Origin of the sequence: Paenibacillus sp. FSL H7-689, assembly GCF_000517905.1 — a bacterium.
GTDB classification, from domain to species: Bacteria; Bacillota; Bacilli; order Paenibacillales; family Paenibacillaceae; genus Paenibacillus; species Paenibacillus amylolyticus.
In genome coordinates this window covers 77,594-94,363 of record NZ_ASPU01000016.1, presented here as the reverse complement: position 1 = coordinate 94,363, position 16,770 = coordinate 77,594, and the positions used below count along the sequence as shown (strand labels likewise).

Annotated in this window: 15 protein-coding genes and 1 other annotated feature; of the genes, 9 read left to right on the top strand and 6 right to left on the bottom strand. The window is 48.0% G+C overall.

Annotated features, from left to right (window positions below; all coding sequences use genetic code 11):
* Positions 1-25 precede the first annotated feature (25 nt).
* A complete protein-coding gene (locus C170_RS15445) occupies positions 26-1,384 on the bottom strand; it encodes a hemolysin family protein (protein WP_036611293.1) in 1,359 nt (452 codons plus the stop codon).
* A 376-nt stretch (positions 1,385-1,760) separates the two neighbouring features.
* Between C170_RS15445 and cls the strand changes: the two genes are divergently transcribed.
* Both cls and C170_RS15435 read left to right on the top strand, forming a co-directional pair.
* Positions 1,761-3,200 carry a cardiolipin synthase gene (gene cls / locus C170_RS15440; RefSeq protein WP_036611292.1) on the top strand — a complete coding sequence of 480 codons (1,440 nt, stop codon included), beginning with the start codon at positions 1,761-1,763 and terminating at the stop codon, positions 3,198-3,200.
* Between the two features lie 347 nt (positions 3,201-3,547).
* Positions 3,548-4,459, top strand: coding sequence for a YitT family protein (locus C170_RS15435; protein ID WP_036611290.1), 912 nt, complete (start codon positions 3,548-3,550; stop codon positions 4,457-4,459).
* Positions 4,460-4,514: 55 nt separating this feature from the next.
* Here the strand turns inward: C170_RS15435 and ligD are convergent, their stop codons facing one another.
* From ligD to ku, 5 genes are all read right to left on the bottom strand, one after another.
* Positions 4,515-5,405, bottom strand: a complete 891-nt coding sequence (ligD, locus tag C170_RS15430; protein ID WP_036611288.1) for a non-homologous end-joining DNA ligase — start codon at positions 5,403-5,405, stop codon at positions 4,515-4,517.
* Positions 5,406-5,476: 71 nt separating this feature from the next.
* On the bottom strand, positions 5,477-6,427 hold the full coding sequence (locus C170_RS15425; protein ID WP_036611286.1) for an ATP-dependent DNA ligase: 951 nt from the start codon (positions 6,425-6,427) through the stop codon (positions 5,477-5,479).
* 35 nt (positions 6,428-6,462) lie between these two features.
* Positions 6,463-7,575, bottom strand: coding sequence for a GerAB/ArcD/ProY family transporter (locus C170_RS15420; protein ID WP_036611285.1), 1,113 nt, complete (start codon positions 7,573-7,575; stop codon positions 6,463-6,465).
* A 177-nt stretch (positions 7,576-7,752) separates the two neighbouring features.
* The gene (locus C170_RS15415; protein WP_036611283.1) at positions 7,753-8,622 is read right to left on the bottom strand and encodes a VOC family protein; all 870 of its coding nucleotides are present in this window, start codon (positions 8,620-8,622) and stop codon (positions 7,753-7,755) included.
* Positions 8,623-8,938: 316 nt separating this feature from the next.
* On the bottom strand, positions 8,939-9,853 hold the full coding sequence (gene ku / locus C170_RS15410) for a non-homologous end joining protein Ku (RefSeq protein ID WP_036611281.1): 915 nt from the start codon (positions 9,851-9,853) through the stop codon (positions 8,939-8,941).
* Positions 9,854-10,109: 256 nt separating this feature from the next.
* Here ku and C170_RS15405 point away from each other — a divergent pair, with 256 nt between their 5' ends.
* From C170_RS15405 to C170_RS15375, 7 genes are all read left to right on the top strand, one after another.
* Positions 10,110-10,406: a hypothetical protein gene (locus C170_RS15405; protein ID WP_076209630.1), complete on the top strand. Its 297-nt coding sequence runs from the start codon at positions 10,110-10,112 to the stop codon at positions 10,404-10,406.
* 4 nt (positions 10,407-10,410) lie between these two features.
* Complete coding sequence (locus C170_RS15400) at positions 10,411-10,587, top strand: H-type small acid-soluble spore protein (RefSeq protein WP_026081228.1); 177 nt, start codon at positions 10,411-10,413, stop codon at positions 10,585-10,587.
* Positions 10,588-10,853: 266 nt separating this feature from the next.
* Entirely contained in the window at positions 10,854-11,336 is a 483-nt protein-coding gene (tsaE, locus tag C170_RS15395) for a tRNA (adenosine(37)-N6)-threonylcarbamoyltransferase complex ATPase subunit type 1 TsaE (protein WP_036611276.1), read from the top strand.
* 2 nt (positions 11,337-11,338) lie between these two features.
* Positions 11,339-12,187 carry a tRNA (adenosine(37)-N6)-threonylcarbamoyltransferase complex dimerization subunit type 1 TsaB gene (gene tsaB, locus C170_RS15390; RefSeq protein ID WP_036611559.1) on the top strand — a complete coding sequence of 283 codons (849 nt, stop codon included), beginning with the start codon at positions 11,339-11,341 and terminating at the stop codon, positions 12,185-12,187.
* Between the two features lie 17 nt (positions 12,188-12,204).
* The gene (gene rimI / locus C170_RS15385) at positions 12,205-12,726 is read left to right on the top strand and encodes a ribosomal protein S18-alanine N-acetyltransferase (protein ID WP_036611273.1); all 522 of its coding nucleotides are present in this window, start codon (positions 12,205-12,207) and stop codon (positions 12,724-12,726) included.
* Positions 12,723-13,778 (top strand): tRNA (adenosine(37)-N6)-threonylcarbamoyltransferase complex transferase subunit TsaD, encoded by a 1,056-nt coding sequence (gene tsaD, locus C170_RS15380; protein ID WP_036611272.1) that lies wholly within the window; start codon positions 12,723-12,725, stop codon positions 13,776-13,778. Before rimI ends, tsaD begins: the two co-directional genes overlap by 4 nt.
* Positions 13,779-14,487: 709 nt before the next feature.
* Positions 14,488-14,824: a binding site (T-box leader), on the top strand.
* 335 nt (positions 14,825-15,159) lie between these two features.
* Positions 15,160-16,719: a 2-isopropylmalate synthase gene (locus C170_RS15375; RefSeq protein ID WP_036611270.1), complete on the top strand. Its 1,560-nt coding sequence runs from the start codon at positions 15,160-15,162 to the stop codon at positions 16,717-16,719.
* The last annotated feature ends 51 nt before the right edge of the window (positions 16,720-16,770 follow it).

The window sequence follows — 16,770 nt, the reverse complement described above, 5'->3', positions numbered from 1 at the left end:
TCCTCTTCTTATTTATAAATTGGCTTTATTTAGACCAATTGGACTCTTTTTCGTCTTCATCTGTATAATCAGACATGGTCAGTGGTTCCTTGGGAACAACGGCCACTTTGTAGAACCGATTTTTGTCTTTTTCCAGCAAAACAAAGATTAGATTCTCGAACTCATATTCTTCCTGTTCGTTCATCTCGGGACGATGGCTGTAGAGCCATCCACCAATGGTGTCCCACTCATCTGCATCCAGGCTGGACATAAACATGTCGTTCACCTTCGATAAGGAAACCTTGCCATCCATAATGACATAGTTCTCATTGATGACTTGAATATCTTCCACTTCGTCTGCGTCGAACTCGTCGCGAATCTCACCAACAATCTGCTCAAGCACATCCTCGATGGTTACAATTCCGGAAGTTCCTCCATATTCGTCGACAAGCACGGCGATATGTACGCCATCCTTCTGCATTTTCTTGAGCAAGTCCTTCACAGGAGTTGTTTCGTGAACAGCCGATACAGGCTGAATCAGGGAGGATAGATCAACAGGTTCATCGTTTCCGTATAGTTCCAGGAAGAATTGTTTCGTATTAATGATACCGATGATATCGTCTTTACTCTCATTCACTACTGGAAAACGTGTATATTGTTCTTCACGAATGATCTCCAGGTTTTCCTCGTTTGTTCTATTCACATAAAGGCAGACCATATCGGTCCGGGGTACCATGATTTCTTTGGCTAACATCTCATCAAAAGCAAAGATCCGGCTTACGTAACCGAATTCAGCTTGGTTGATTTTACCACTTTCAAAGCTTTCATTAATGATGATCTGCAACTCTTCTTCGGAGTGTGCATCTTCATGTTCAGAAGCAGGTTTGATTCCGAACAGTTTCACCAGTTGGTTCGCTGAGCCGTTTAACAGCCAGATAAAAGGATACATAATTCGGTTAAACCAGATGATAGGTGTAGACGTCAGCAGTGCAACAGTCTCGGCTTTCCGGATTGCAATCGTTTTTGGAGCGAGTTCACCAACCACAACATGCAGATACGTGATGGAAGCAAACGCGATTACAAACGATAAGAATGAAGAAACCGCCTCAGGAATTTGCAAGCTTTCAAACACAGGGTGGAGAATCTTCTCTACCGTTGGTTCACCCAGCCAGCCCAGTCCCAGAGATGTGATCGTGATTCCAAGCTGGCAGGCAGACAAATATCCGTCCAGATTGGAAACGGCTTGTTTAACAGCCAGCGCACGCTTGTTTCCTTCTGCAATCATTTGATCGATCCGGCTCGGACGAACCCGTACCAGAGCGAATTCCACTGCGACAAAAAACGCCGAAAGTCCTATCAAAAAAGCAACCAATACTAAATTTAACGCATACCTCTCACTTTCCATTCACTGCTCTTCTCCTTTAGGTAATAAGTTTTTAACGATTATTATATCTAATTTTACGTAAGAAGACCACCTCCAGACAAAGAAATGAGGAAGAGTCTGGAAGGTGAAATGAGCAGATTGGCGTCACAATGCGAATCTGCTCCATCATTAAACTGATATGTAGAAGGTAACACAGTCAGAATATACAATGAACGAAGTACAAATTTGAATTTCCAGAATCAAGTATTCCGTCTGCTTATGTAAAGTTTTATCTAAGCAAACGTTACGAATAGGGGGTACATTGGGTATCTATGATTAGCTGTATACATAATCGTCAAAGATGTGTAGGTGAGAGAAAGGCAAGGCCATGAAGCTTGCCACTTGAGGAGGAAGCCGAATGTTCTGGCTGGTCATTATCTTACTCGTATTTATTTTCCAAGCAGCCACAATTCTTTTGCTGGAATTTCGTAATCCGGCTAAAGCTGTGGCTTGGCTGTTTATTTTGTTCTGCGTGCCTTTGATCGGTTTTGTAGTGTACTATTTCGTGGCGCAGGATTATAACAAACGAAAAAAACTCCGCAAGGGTGGATCGCGCATCTTCCGTGAAATGAAGGAAACGATCTGGAAACAAGCCCACATCATTGGAGATGTCGAACAGATGCCTGGCGATCGTTTCAGCCACCAGCATCGATTGTTTAACCTGTTATCCCATCTGTCAGAGAGCCCGATTACAGGTTGTAACAACAGTACGGTGCTCACAAATGGTGAAGAGGCATTTGCGGCAATGCTGAGGGAAATGGAAAAAGCAAAGCACCATCTGCATGTGGAATTTTACATTTTCCGTGATGATGTGATAAGTACGAAGTTTCAGGATGTCATGATTCGCAAGGCACAGGAGGGCGTGAAGGTTCGGTTTATTTGTGACGGTCTCGGCAGTCACAAGATGAGCTGGAGTTTTATCCGAAAACTGCAGGATGCAGGTGTGGAGTTTCATTATTTTCTACCGCCACTGATTGCAACGATTGACCGAAGAGTCAACTACCGGAATCACCGTAAAATTGTTGTTGTGGATGGACAGGTTGGCTTCGTGGGTGGCATTAATGTAGGCGATGATTACCTTGGACAATATCCAGAGGTGGGTTTCTGGCGGGATACACATGTGCAGATCGAGGGAGATGCCGTGTACTTCCTGCAAAGTACGTTCCTGAACGACTGGAAATTGGCTTCCGGTGAGCGAATTACCGAACCCCAGCTTGCGGAATTATTTCCACCCCATATCTGTAGCGGGGAAGAACGAATTCAGATTCTGGCCAGTGGGCCGGATCAGGAATGGGATGCCATTCAGGAAATGTGTTTTGGGGCCATTTCGGTAGCCTGTGACCGGATTTACATTACAACGCCTTATTTTATTCCTGATCCTGCCCTGTATGAGGCACTCAAAACAGCTGCTGTCAGTGGCGTTGATGTGAAAATTATCATTCCGTATCAATCCGATTCAAAGCTTGTTCATTTGGCATCCCTTTCATATGTAGAGGAACTTCTGCGAGCAGGTGTTGAGTTCTTCCAATATCGCAAAGGTTTTGTACATGCGAAAGTGATGATTGTGGATGAGTTGCTTGCAACAGTAGGCACGGCCAATATGGATATGCGCAGTTTTTTTTGCAATTTTGAGTTAACGGCTGTCTTGTTCGAGTCCTCTCCGATTCGTCGTTTGATCACTGACTTTGAACGTGATCTCGGGGAATGCAGTCAGATCGATGGGGAGGTATTTCAGAAGCGTTCACGACGACAAAAAGGCGCAGAAATGCTTTCTCGGATGCTTTCACCGCTTCTTTAGCCGATTTAGGGCAGATTTCTGAAGATAAGTTCACTTTTTGTGAATTTATCTTCTTTTTGCTAAGTATTTTGCGCAAATTTGATCTTTTATGATATAATAGATATATAAATCATGTCTTGGCGAAGGAGGGGAGTCTGCGGGAAAACAGGCTCCCTTTTGCTCTCTTTTGAAAGTGCAAACCGGGATGAATAACATTTTGAATCCATTTTATATCGCCTTTAGGTGCTTGCGCTGTATAGCCAGGGTACATATAGAACGCATTTGCTGTTCTCCATATGTAGATTCACCCTGAGTATTTAAATGATTTATAAAATGGATTCACACACTGATTTAACGGGGGGGATACCATGTCCAATGTAACGGTGAAAGAACTAACAGCCAAGCAAGCTGACCGCGGGGTCAAAAGCTCGGTGTTTACATTAAAGTTGCTGCAACGTATTGTGATGATTCTGATCGGTGCTGCACTAATGGCTGTATCGCTTGAAGTGTTTCTCGTACCGAATGGTGTTATTGATGGTGGGATTACGGGGATTTCAATTATGGTGTCAGAACTTACAAATTTGCCACTCGGAGTATTCCTGACCTTGCTCAACTTGCCTTTCCTGATTCTGGGTTACAAGCAGATTGGTAAAACATTTGCGTTATCCACGCTGCTGGGGATCGTGGTCATGTCCATCGGGACATCATTATTGCACCATGTTCCTGCATTAACACCAGGGGAGCCTTTGCTCGGAGCTGTATTTGGCGGATTGATCCTGGGTGTGGGTGTTGGACTTGTCATTCGGTCTGGTGGTTCACTGGATGGTACGGAGATTGTGGCCATTTTGCTTAGTGAGAAGTCACCTTTGTCTGTAGGACAGATCGTATTGTTCATTAACGTGTTTATTTTCGCAGGTGCAGGATTTGTATTCGGCTGGCCGAATGCCCTGTATTCCATGATTGCATATTATATTGCGATGAAGATGATTGATATTGTGAATGAAGGACTTGACCAGTCCAAATCGGTATGGATCATTAGTGAGAAATATCGTGATATCGGTTCAGCCCTGACAGACCGTCTTGGTCGTGGTGTAACTTTCCTGGATGGAGAGGGCGGATTCAGCGGGGACGAGAAAAAGATCATTTTTGTCGTGATCACCCGTTTGGAAGAAGCGAAGCTGAAGACCATCGTTGAAGATTGGGACCCGCAAGCCTTTGTGGCTATCGGTAACATTCATGACGTGAAGGGCGGACGTTTCAAGAAAAAAGGTATCCATTAGCGATTGATATACGCATGAATGATAATAGCCGACACCCTTGTGATGAGGGAGTCGGCTATTTTTTCTTCAAATGTTTGAGAATGAGCTCTACCGGTTGGGGTTCAACAGCTGCGATTAAATCACCGGTTTGGTTCAAGCGTTCAATAATGTTCATCAGATGGTAATCCTGGATGGAGACGTTGCTTCTAACCTCATCCCAAGTAAGGGGTGTAGAGACAGTGGCGCCGGATTTGGCACGTGGTGTATAGGGAGCGGCAAGGGTCTTGCCTCCATAATGCTGGAGATAGTCAAAATAAATGCGGTCTCCACGGTCCTTTTTAAGTCGTTCCAGTGTGAACAGATCCGGGTGCTTTTGAGTGACATATTTGCCTACAAAATAACCAACCTCTCTCAATTCATCAAAAGTTACCCCTTGCACAATGGGAATGATGATCTGAACTCCTGTTGCGCCCGAAGTTTTGGGAATGGACCTCAGACCAAGGGAAGTCAGGGTTTCGCCAACGATGAGTGCAGCTTGCATGATCCGGGGTTCATGTTCCTGAGAGGGGTCCAGATCAATCATCCATTCACTGGGCAGATGGCTTCCCACAGTATGCAGAGAAGGATGAAATTCAAGTGCAGCCAGATTGCCAAGCCATAACAATTCGGGAAGTCCATTCATGACCACATAGCGGATGCCGTCGTGAACTTCAGTGTGCACATAATCCGGGACAGGCTCAGGGGCATTCTTTTGATAGAAAAATGTTCCTCCAGCGCCGTGGGGATACCTTATCGTGGTGAGAAGTCGATTGCTCGTATACGTGAGCAGATAAGGAGCCAGAGCGGCCAGCTTTTGCAGATAGATGGCTTTGGTAACACCCGCTTCCGGCCATAAGAGCTTGCCCGGGTTGGTGACCGTCAGCTCTGTGCCTTCTATTATGATGGTTCCCTGGATCTTGGGGGCCATATGGAACACCTCCTATATGCTTAATGAATTATTGAAACATGGGCCGAAACACGAGTGCAGCGAACTCTTCATCATGGAAGAAGCTGGTTCGCCAGGCAATCCTCACGGGTTACATCCGCGAAGGTCTGGATACTGGGATGGCGTAGAGTGTGATGATGAGTCAGCTCCATATATTGCACTTTGACTCCTATTCGCGGTTCCACCCAGGTGGTCTCTGCACTGCGCTCGGGTACATTATGGAACGGTCTGTCTTGCCTGATCAGAGGCTCGACTTGATGTGTGAGTTCCCGCCACGTATTGGAGTTCAATTTGCCAGTCCCGACATGACCAATATAGACAAAATCAGGCCCATCATATACACCGACGGCGACGGCATTCACAATACCGCTCCGGTACGTGACTCCCCCGATCATGGCATATACGTCATGCATGATTTTGACCTTCTGCCAGCGCTGGTCCTTGCCCTGTATGCCATAACTGCTGGTGAGATCTTTGCAGACAATGCCTTCCATCTGATGTTGTCTCATGACCGTAAGCAGGGAAGGGGCATCAAGTGTATTGGTAACCTCCTGAACATGGGGAGCGGTGTTAAGAACCTCGTGCAACAGGCGCTGTCGATCTGCCAAAGGCTGATCCGTCACCCATTTCCCCTCATAGAGCAGGATATCAAATACCATATATGTGACCGGGATCTGATGTATGGCTTGGGCGATACCTTCGGGTCTGCTCATCCGATCCCGTCGCAGAACGTGATAAAACGAAGGTTTTCCTGTGTCCGGGTCCAGCGCAATAACTTCTCCATCCAAGATGTAAGAGGAGCCTGAACATAAATTGCGTGGTGTTACCAGCTCGGGATACTGTGCGGTTCGATCATGTAATCTGCGATTCACAAGGCGCAGCTCATGCCCGTCCTCATAGGCAAGCATGCGGACTCCATCCCACTTGACCTGGGCAATCCATTGCGGACCTGTGGGCAAAGTATCTCTGGAGATGGGTTCGAACGGAATCAACGGTTTGAACATGGGGAACTCCTCTCTCGTACACCAATTAGCTCAGGTTAATTCGGAATTTTACTATATTTTTTGAAGCGGGACTTCATATGATGCACCAGAATGAGCAGTAATGGAAGTGCTATACCACAGGTCAGATCCCAATCAATCCAATAGGGAATAACGACCTTGAGATAAAAGTTCTCGTTTGGAGAGATTAGAATAGACATGGCGAGAATAAGTGTGGCACCCGGCAGGATCAGAGAACGGTGACTGGACAAGCGAAACAGATGAGCGACGCCCAGGACAAAACCGTAGAAGAACAGAGCGGCTTTGAAGAAAACAGCGATAATCCAGACCGATGCTATGAAAGCTTCGATGCGTTGCATAAAGTTTCCGATATTGATCTTCTGTGAAAGGTTGAATGAAGCGAACCAGTGATGCTGGGTCATCCATGGTCCCATAACGAGCAGACACATACTTAGCGTCAGTGTGAGTAACAATCCGCCAATCATCCCTGCTAGCAGAATGTCCTTCTCCAGATGTGGCTCTTTTTTTGTGTAGGGAAAAAACATCATGAAGATGCATAGCTCACAGTAGGGATAGGTGAGTACAGCAACAAAACCTTTGAATGGATCGAGAAATCCTTGTGCCAGCACAGGTTGGATGTTGGCCAAACGTACATGGGGGATTAGACACACCGTCAGAATAAGCAGAAACAACACGATCAGAGGAAGAAAGACCTCAGCAGTTTTACCAATGCTCTCCAGACCCGACAGAAGCCCCCAGACAAGCGCACACATAAAAACCAAATGCAGAATCAGTAATGGAGATTCCGGCAAGATCTGAGTAGACATAAAATCGCCAATCTCCCTAATGAACGTTGAGGTACTGATCAGGAAATAAAAGAGATAAAAAGAGCCAAACAAGGTTCCGATCCAGGGTCCCAGTGTTCGAAGAGCATTTTGAATCAGATTCAACCGGGGATGCAGTTTGTAGGCAACTAGCATAATGAAGAGTATTCCCAAGCCCCCTGCGACTCCCAATAAGGCTGATAACCAGGCATCCTGATGAGCGTAGGATGTGATCATGGAAGGGAAGACCAGAATCTGCTCCCCAATTGTGCACAGGAACATGAGTGAAGCGAGCTGTCTAACAGTCAAACGTCCCTTTTCGATCATGAGGTATCTCCTTAACATATCTTGTCTATGTATTGGTTAGAATGCACCAATTGTGCCAGTTTTATAAAAGCCAACTCAAAAAGCCCGGGTAACTGATCTCTCTGTGATGTAGAGAAATCAGTTACCCGGGCTTATTAAAATGAGGTTAAGCAAACATATTGTAACGCCTAAACAAAATCAGTTCGCAGTTGTCAGACGTATACGAATATTTTGTGGGTCTACCGTAAACCAGGTACCCTCCACTTGGGTAACGACTGCACCGGATTGACGCAATTGCTCAAGTGCCTGATCCAATTGTTCCTGTGTGGCGTACACAATGGTGAAGTAGTCAATTCCTGTAGCGTTATCTGGATTAACAGGTGCGTTCACTCCCGCCCAGATATTAAGTCCCAGATGATGATGATAGCCGCCTGCGGATACAAATAGTGCTGACATGTTGGCGAAGTTACCCACGATATCAAAACCGAGTATGCCGGTGTAATAGTTGCGTGCTTCTTCCAGGCTGCGGACGTGGAAATGTACATGACCAATAACGGTGCCAGCAGGCAGACCCTGCCAAGGTTCATTCTCCGAGATGGCAAACAGGCTTTCCACATCAACAGGATCACTTGCCATCACGTAGTTATTGTCACTATCCCGTTTCCAGGTATCACGTGCACGGTCGGCATAGATCTCAATCCCGTTCTGATCGGGATCGGAGATATAGAAGGCTTCGCTGACCAAGTGATCGCCTTGGCCGATATCGATACCGGATGCAGCCAGATTACGAAGAGCAAGACCCAGGGACTTGCGGTCAGGCAGCAGGATGGCGAAATGATACAAGCCAGCGTGTGAGCGTTCCGGCAGGGTAATTCCATCCGTGAGCTCTTCCAATCGCAGCAGGGACTGTTTTCCGTCGGCTGTCAACGTGGCCACTTTGCCACTACGCTCCAGTAATTTTAATCCAACTACTTCGGTATAGAACTTAATTGAACGGTCTAGGTTCATAATTCGGAGACTCACTTCACCCAGATGGGTTGTGGCAGGGATTTGATACGTAGTATTCATAATGGTTTCCTCCTGATAATAGATAATATGGGTTCTCGTTTGATTGTGTATATGCGTTGAAAACGGATTATTTAATTGCATTCTGTTGAAGTAGAATTACAGGATGACTGTATATTCATAAATAAGTTACTTTTCATAAGTTAATATAAAATATAAATCAGCTTTCGTCAATTGTATTTTGCAATTATAACTGTAGTTTTATTGACAAGAACTGCTTCAATAGTTCTGTAAAACAAAAAAATCCGACTGTAAAGCCGGACTTGAGTTGAACGCATTACATACGCATATAACGGAATCGTTCTTTCCTAGGCGACATTCAAACTTTTGGTTTGGGTGTCGCCTTTTTTCTTTTGGCTGGTGCAGCAGGTGTATCGGATTCTCCTCCGGCAACCGCTTGAGCAGACGTTTTTCGCGGTGCACGTTTCTTAGGCTTTGCCGTTGTTGTCCCAGGGTCAGCCGGAATGGGCTTCACGGCCTCGATACTTGCCTGCAAGGCAGCCATCAAATCCATCACATTAGCTTCAGGTTTGGCTGGAGCAATCTTGATTTCTTCGCCTGCCACTTTGTGCTGGATTAGATCCAGCAGTTTGCTGCGATAGTCATCGGTGTATTTACCAGGTTCAAAAGGTGTGGACAATTGATCAATCAGTAACTTTGCCATCGTGAGTTCCTTTTCATTCACGTTCTGCACTTCCGGCAAGTTGGGCACCTGGGAGACAGGACGAATCTCGTCCGGATAGAAAATCGTCTCCATGGAGAGGCAATCTTCCAGCACGCGTATGGCAGCCAGACTGCTCTTCGAGCGAATAGAGATTTTGGCGATGCCAATTTTGCCGGTATCCCGCATCGCGTTCATCAACAGCTGGTAGGCATTTCCCCCAGCCTGATCGGGCGAAAGGTAATATGTTTTCTGAAAATAGATCGGATCAATCTCAGTCAAGTCGACAAAATCCAGTATGGTAATGGTTTTGCCGGTGGAATCATTTAACGCTTCTAATTCATCTTTCTCGAAAAGTACAAACTTTCCTTTTTCATATTCATAGCCCTTGGTGATCTCTTCCCACTTCACATCCACTTCACAGGATGGACATTGACGAACATAAGCGAGCGGGCTACCGCAGACTTTATGGATATAGCGCATGGAGATGTCTTTGTCTTCGGTAGCCGAGAACATTTTGACAGGGACATGCACAAGGCCAAAACTGATTGCACCTTTCCAGACGGTATGCATAGATCGGCTCCTTTCAAAAGGTTGTTCAAAAATTCCATCTTCTCTGTACTGAAAACCGGTCTTTTTGAACACGGATTTATATTTAATAGTATGGGCATCTGGCGCGAGGGATAATCGTCTTGTAGACGAACGAATTCGTATGGTTCGGCGAGACTCGGGGATGATAACAGAAACATGCTTGGGATTCCAACAGGAAGAAGAGCATGGGATAAGTAAAGTAGTTATTCTCGCAGCACATATGCCGGGAGGTGCAATATTGAAGAACAGACGTGATGAGGAAGAAGCACACAAGCATGCATTTTCTCCGTATCCTCTTGCCAAAGCCGAAAGTGCTGAAGAATTCTATACACCTGCTACAGCTGTAAACTGGGAAGCGGTCACTTCGGAAGAATTGCCCCTTGATCGGGAGTCGTTCATGCTCGACATTGACCGGATGGTGAATGAAGGGTTAGGCGGGGGACAAGTTACGGAAGATAACGGTTATATTGGTGAAAGTACAACAGATAGCATGGTTCGAGAATCACATGATGATCCGGAAGGGGAGTATGAATAAGATGATGGATGCAAAGCGCGCCAAAGCGATCTATGATTCGAAGGATACCATTGCCGTTACGCTGGAGGGAGATCCAGTCTGGATCGAGAACGTGGATGAAGCCAATGGCATGGCAACCGTTCAGGTGGGCAGCAGACCGGGAAATACCCAGACGGTTCGTGTGGATCGCTTGGAGGAGTAGATACAAGAGCATATCGTTATTGAGGCATTCGAGAATGAATAAAAGCTGAAATATATGCATAACACGTCCGGTACCGAGAGGTGCCGGTTTTTTGGTTTTTCCTAGTAGGTGTCTGAAACTGCGAAGGAAGCAAGTTTTGAGACACGCCTAATAATGCATGTTATATTTCCGCTTGCCTCCTTGGATGTTGCGGGGGAAGAAAGGGACCGATATAATAAGGTTCAAAGTGAACTCAGGCGGCTGGACCGCCAAAGGTGGGGCGAATATTGAATCAGACGCACGAGCAGTGGGTGTATCAATCCCATGGCATTGCAGATACAGAAGCACTTGCTTCCGCACTCGCCAGACAGGCAAACACCGGCATGGTGATTGCTTTGGATGGTGATCTGGGCGCGGGAAAAACGGCATTTTCACAGAAATTTGCCTGGCATTTGGGTGTACGTGATGTGGTAAGCAGTCCCACATTCACACTAATCAAGGAGTACGAAGGGCGTCTGCCTTTATATCACATGGATGTATATCGCATATCGCTGGAAGAAGCGGATGAGCTTGGACTTGATGAATATTTCTATGGAGCCGGAGTCAGTCTGGTGGAGTGGTCGAGTATCATTCCCGAATTGCTGCCGCAAGAGCATTTGCATGTGCAGATTGAAACAACGGGCCTGGAGGATCGAACGATTACACTGGATGGGTACGGCGAGACTTATGCAGCCATGTGCCGACAGTTCAGACAGAATGGGGTCAAATGATGATGGAAGATTTACAAAAAGAGCCGCGTCAGCGGTTTTTGGCGTTGGATACATCCACCGCAGTGATGGCAGCTGCGATGATGGAAGATCATGCGCTTCTGGAAGAACGCAATGAACGGGCTGAGCGTAACCATTCGGTACACGTCGTACCGGTGATGGAGCAGCTGCTGGCCGCCAGCAACACACAGCCTGGGCAACTTGACGGCATTGCCGTTGGCGTTGGCCCAGGCTCGTACACGGGCATCCGCATTGCGGTGACCGCGGCGAAGACACTGGCCTGGGCGTGGGACATCCCCGTAGCCGGGGTGTCCAGCCTTCAGGCCATCGCCTGGGGCGGCTGGCACAGCGGCCTTGCCGCCAAGGCGGAAGCTGCGGCAGAGGATGCCGCAGCAGGGGCTGGCGGAACGCCATCCGCGGACCAGGGCAGCACAGGTGCTGCCCCTGTCCACTGGATCGTTCCGCTTGTGGATGCACGGCGCGGTCAAGCGTGCACCGCGCTGTTTGCCTCCGCCGGGAGCGATGCGCCCCGGCGTCTGGCGCCTGATGCCATCCGCAAGATGGACGGATGGCTGGAAGCCCTCGCCGCCCGCATGGCGGAGGCGGCGCCGGAAGAGCGGCCCGTAGCCGTCTGGATCGTCGGCGAGACGGGCCCTCATGCTGCGGCAGCGGCGGAGCTTCGCTGCCCCGCAGGAACGGCGCTCCAGCTCGTACCTTATGAGCTGGAAGGCCGCTGGGTTGGGCGCCTTGGCGCCGCCGCGCTGCTTGCAGGTCAGCGTGATGACGTGCATGCGCTGGTGCCGAACTACACCCAGCTGTCTGAAGCGGAAGCCAATCTGCTGCGCAAAGGCTGAAGGGGGAGGGGAAGCAGATGGACAATGTGGCGAATAATAAGCAGGAAACAACGCTTCAGTTCAGGTTCATGACACTCGCGGATATTCCCGATGTGATGGAGATTGAACATGAGGCCTTTACCCTGCCCTGGACGGAAGAAGCATTTCAAAATGAATTGACACACAATCATTTTGCTAAATATATGGTGATGGAATTAGATGGAAAGGCCATTGGCTATGCAGGTATGTGGACAATCATGGATGAAGCCCATATTACCAATATTGCAGTCAGAGGCGCGTATCGTGGACGCAAGCTTGGTGAAAAGTTACTGGATGAATTAATGAGCACAGCGGCTTATCTCGGGATGGAACGAATGACGCTGGAGGTCAGAGTCTCGAACAGCATTGCTCAGCGTTTATATCAGAAAAAAGGGTTTGAATCGGCGGGTCTTCGTAAAGGATATTACTCCGATAATGGGGAAGATGCGATGATTATGTGGGCGAACTTGCCGTCTGCAGGCCGGAGCGGCGAAGAGGAAGGAAGCGTACTGGATTCATGAACGAACTTAATGAAAAAATAAATTCTGCACCATCCTACATTTTGGCGGTGGAGACAAGCTGTGATGAAACATCGGTAGCAGTAGTCAAAGATGGACGGGAAGTGCTGTCCAATCTGATCTCAAGTCAGATCGAGACCCATAAGGCATTTGGTGGTGTTGTACCTGAAGTGGCTTCACGCAAACACGTTGAAGTTATTACGTTGATGCTGGAACAGGCGATCGAACAGTCCGGCATTCGTCCGCGTGATCTAAGTGCAATCGCCGTGACGCAAGGTCCGGGGCTGGTCGGAGCACTGCTGGTGGGTATCGTTGCGGCTAAAACGATGGCGATGGCACTGGGCAAACCGCTCATTGGCACACATCATATTGCCGGGCATATCTATGCCAACCGACTTACTCATGAACTGCAATATCCAGCGATGGCACTGGTCGTATCTGGTGGACATACAGAACTCGTGCATATGGAATCCGAGGGTAAGTTCAAACTGATTGGTCGTACACGTGATGATGCCGTAGGCGAAGCGTATGACAAAGTAGCACGTGCACTGGGTTGTCCTTATCCGGGAGGCCCGCATGTGGACCGGATGGCGTCTGAAGCGGAGGATGTAGTGCCATTACCACGGGTATGGCTGGAAGCAGGTTCGTACGATTTCAGTCTCAGTGGTCTGAAGTCTGCTGTACTGAATGTGCTCAACCAGGCCAAAATGCGCGGAGAAACCTTGGAGCCGTCTGCGGTTGCGCGTGGTTTCCAGGAAGCTGTTGTTGAAGTGTTGGTGGAGAAAGCGGTAAGAGCAGTTCGTGAATATGGTTCACGTCAACTGTTATTATGCGGTGGTGTTGCAGCTAACCGGGGGTTACGCTCGGCATTACAGGAGCGATGCACGAAGGAAGGGCTTGAACTGTTGATCCCGCCAATGGAGTATTGTACAGATAATGCGGCCATGATTGGAGCGGCTGCGTATCTGAAATGGCAGCGGGGAGAAATTGCTGAATTTGATGCGAAGGCAGATCCGGGACTTTCTCTGGAGGAATGGTCCGTTCAGTCCTTATAGAGGTTGTTCAAAAAGCCCGCTTTTGATTACGAATGATGCCTAGCGGCATCATCAGCATCGAATATGGGATTCAGCCGAAATGTCCGTTGCTCACGTAGTTTTGACTACGCTCCGCTACTCCATTTCTAGCTTCATCCCATCTTCTCGGTACTGAAAACCGATCTTTTTGAACACGCACTTATAGTTTATATAAACAGGCAGTTTGAGATTAAGAGTTGACAGCAGGGATGTAAAGAATGTATATTTAGTTACAAATTTAAACAGGAATTCAGATTCCTGAACTGATAAACGCGATGAACAGGAATAGTAAGGTCATTCCCGGTCTTAGAGAGCTGCGGTATGGTGCAACGCAGTCGAAGGAAACCTGAAACTCACCTGGAAGCGGAACGATGGAACACGGTGACTCCCCGGGAGAATCCGAAGGCCGATCATGGCCCAAAGTACATGGTTACGGGTTGCCTCCGTGAATGGGCCGTTGTCGGTAGGACCGTTATTACAAGGATCAACTGACGATAACTGAGGGGGCTTTCAGGCTGCTTTAAGTGATCCGGATATGCGAAAGCATTCAGGGGTTGTCTTGAATGAACAGGAAGGAAGTCAACAAGAGTGGTACCGCGAAGGTGAACAGCCTGTCGTCTCTTGCATTATTGCATGAGGTGGCAGGTTTTTTTGATTTTCAAAATAAGGCTGAATGAAGTTAGGTCATATTATAAATGTGATGAACGGGAGCAGTAGAACGATAAAGCGCTCAGAGAGCTGCGGGGTGGTGCGACGCAGTGGCTGGAATCATTCGAATCTCGCCCGGGAACGGAGCTGTGGAAGCTTGGGGATGATATCAATCGCCCAGTTGTCCTGATGGACAACAACATGTGTTACACAGCAACGGTTAACCCCCGTTATAGGGTGTTTCTCCGAATTCCAGTGGTGTCGTGCGTGTACGTACATCCAGCGGATCGGAGACGACGAGGTGGATGGAGTCCGGCGCAAGCCTGGCCCATCAAGCGAGAGTGGTACCGCGGAGGGGATAATAACCCGCCGTCTCTTATATGAGATGGCGGGTTATTTGTGTTTGCTGCCGGCAGCAGGGTGGGCATGGGAAGAACCATATGGAGATTGAAAAGTCAGAGGATCAGGGTGTAAGTCGACGTACACTCTGTCATGAAGGTAAGCAGGATATACAACGAACGAGTAATGAACATTGAACAACAAGTATAGGCACTAAACATTCAACAGGTATTAGTGATCACCAAGGACTAAGCTACAAACAACATACACGTTTACAAACAAAATATATAACAACAGTGAATGCGATCAGCGGGTGTTCTGTGGCACGTGGATCGTAACGAAAATATTTATAAAAATTTGATGGAGGTTGATGGATATGACAACAACTAATAACAAACGCATGATTGAGATTTTTGATACAACGCTGCGTGATGGAGAACAGGCACCGGGAGCAAGTCTGCAGCCCGAGCAAAAGATTGAACTGGCACACCAACTGGCTTCTCTGGGTATCGATGTCATTGAGCCTGGATTCCCGATCTCCAGTCCAGGTGAGTTCGCGGCGGTTCAGGCGATTTCGAGACAGTTGCAGAACGTGGAGATCTGTGGATTCGCGCGTGCGGTCAAAGGTGATATCGATGCAGCAGTTCAAGCAACAGCGGATGCAGCACGTCGCCGAATTCACCTGTTTATCTCTTCTTCGGATATTCATATTGAGCATCAACTACGCCGTCCGCGCAGTGAAGTGGTGGCTACCGCTCGTGAGATGGTATCTTATGCACGCCAGTTCACGGACATCGTAGAGTTCACAGCGATGGACGCTGCCCGTACCAAGATGGACGATCTGATTGAAATGGTTGAAGTCGCCATTGAAGCTGGAGCGACCATTATTAATCTGCCGGATACGGTCGGATATGCCCTGCCACATGAGTATGGCGAGATGTTCCGACGGGTGCGTGAGGGTGCAAGAGGTGGCGATCAGGTTCGTTATAGTGCTCACTGTCACAATGATCTGGGCCTGGCCGTAGCCAATAGCTTGGCTGCGATTGCCAATGGTGCTTCTCAGATTGAAGTGACCATTAATGGTATCGGAGAACGGACAGGGAACTGTGCACTGGAAGAGCTGATTATGGCGCTGGAGACTCGGGGAGACGCAATTGGTGCAACGACGAACATTAAGCTGAATCAGCTGTATGAGACTTCACGTCAGATTAGCCGTGCGATGCACTTCCCGATTGCGTACAACAAACCAGTGGTGGGACGTAATGCATTCCAGCATGAATCCGGCATCCATCAGGATGGTCTGCTGAAGAATCGGAGCACCTATGAAATTATGGACCCGGAAGCGCTGGGTATTCCGCGCAGCATGATTATTTTGGGCAAACACTCCGGTCGTCACGCCCTGAAGGATCGGGTTCGCAAATACGGTTTTGAGCCGGATGAGCAACAGATGGAGCAATTGTATGAGGTGTTCAAAGAAACCGCAGACCAGCAAAAAGTGGTCAGTGACGATCAGTTATTACAGATGGTTAGCCAGACCATGAATATTCCTGCACAGGACTATGAACTGGTTGAATTGCAGGTGACGGCGGGCAGCATGACGGATCGAATGGCCGCCGTTCGCATTCGCACAAGCGCTGGAGAACAATCTTACTCCGCTGTTGGCGGTGGACCCGTGGATGCAACCATCCGTGCGATTGGTCAGAGCATTTCCGATGATATTGCATTTGTAGATATGGAGATGCATGCCTTGAGTGGTGGAGAGGGTGCAAGTGCAGAAGCTGTAGTTACCGTGGAGCGTGCAGGACGTGAGTTCCGGGGAACAGCAACACATAATGATATCGTCATGGCTGCCGGTTTGGCTTATGTAGCGGCTTGTAATGCTGCTGGGCTGAAGGCCGAGTCTTCCGAACATCATGAACAAGAAGCACATGCGTAAAACATCTTTTTCCAGATCGCATCTACAGCGGCAATAGTAGCAATTGCAATT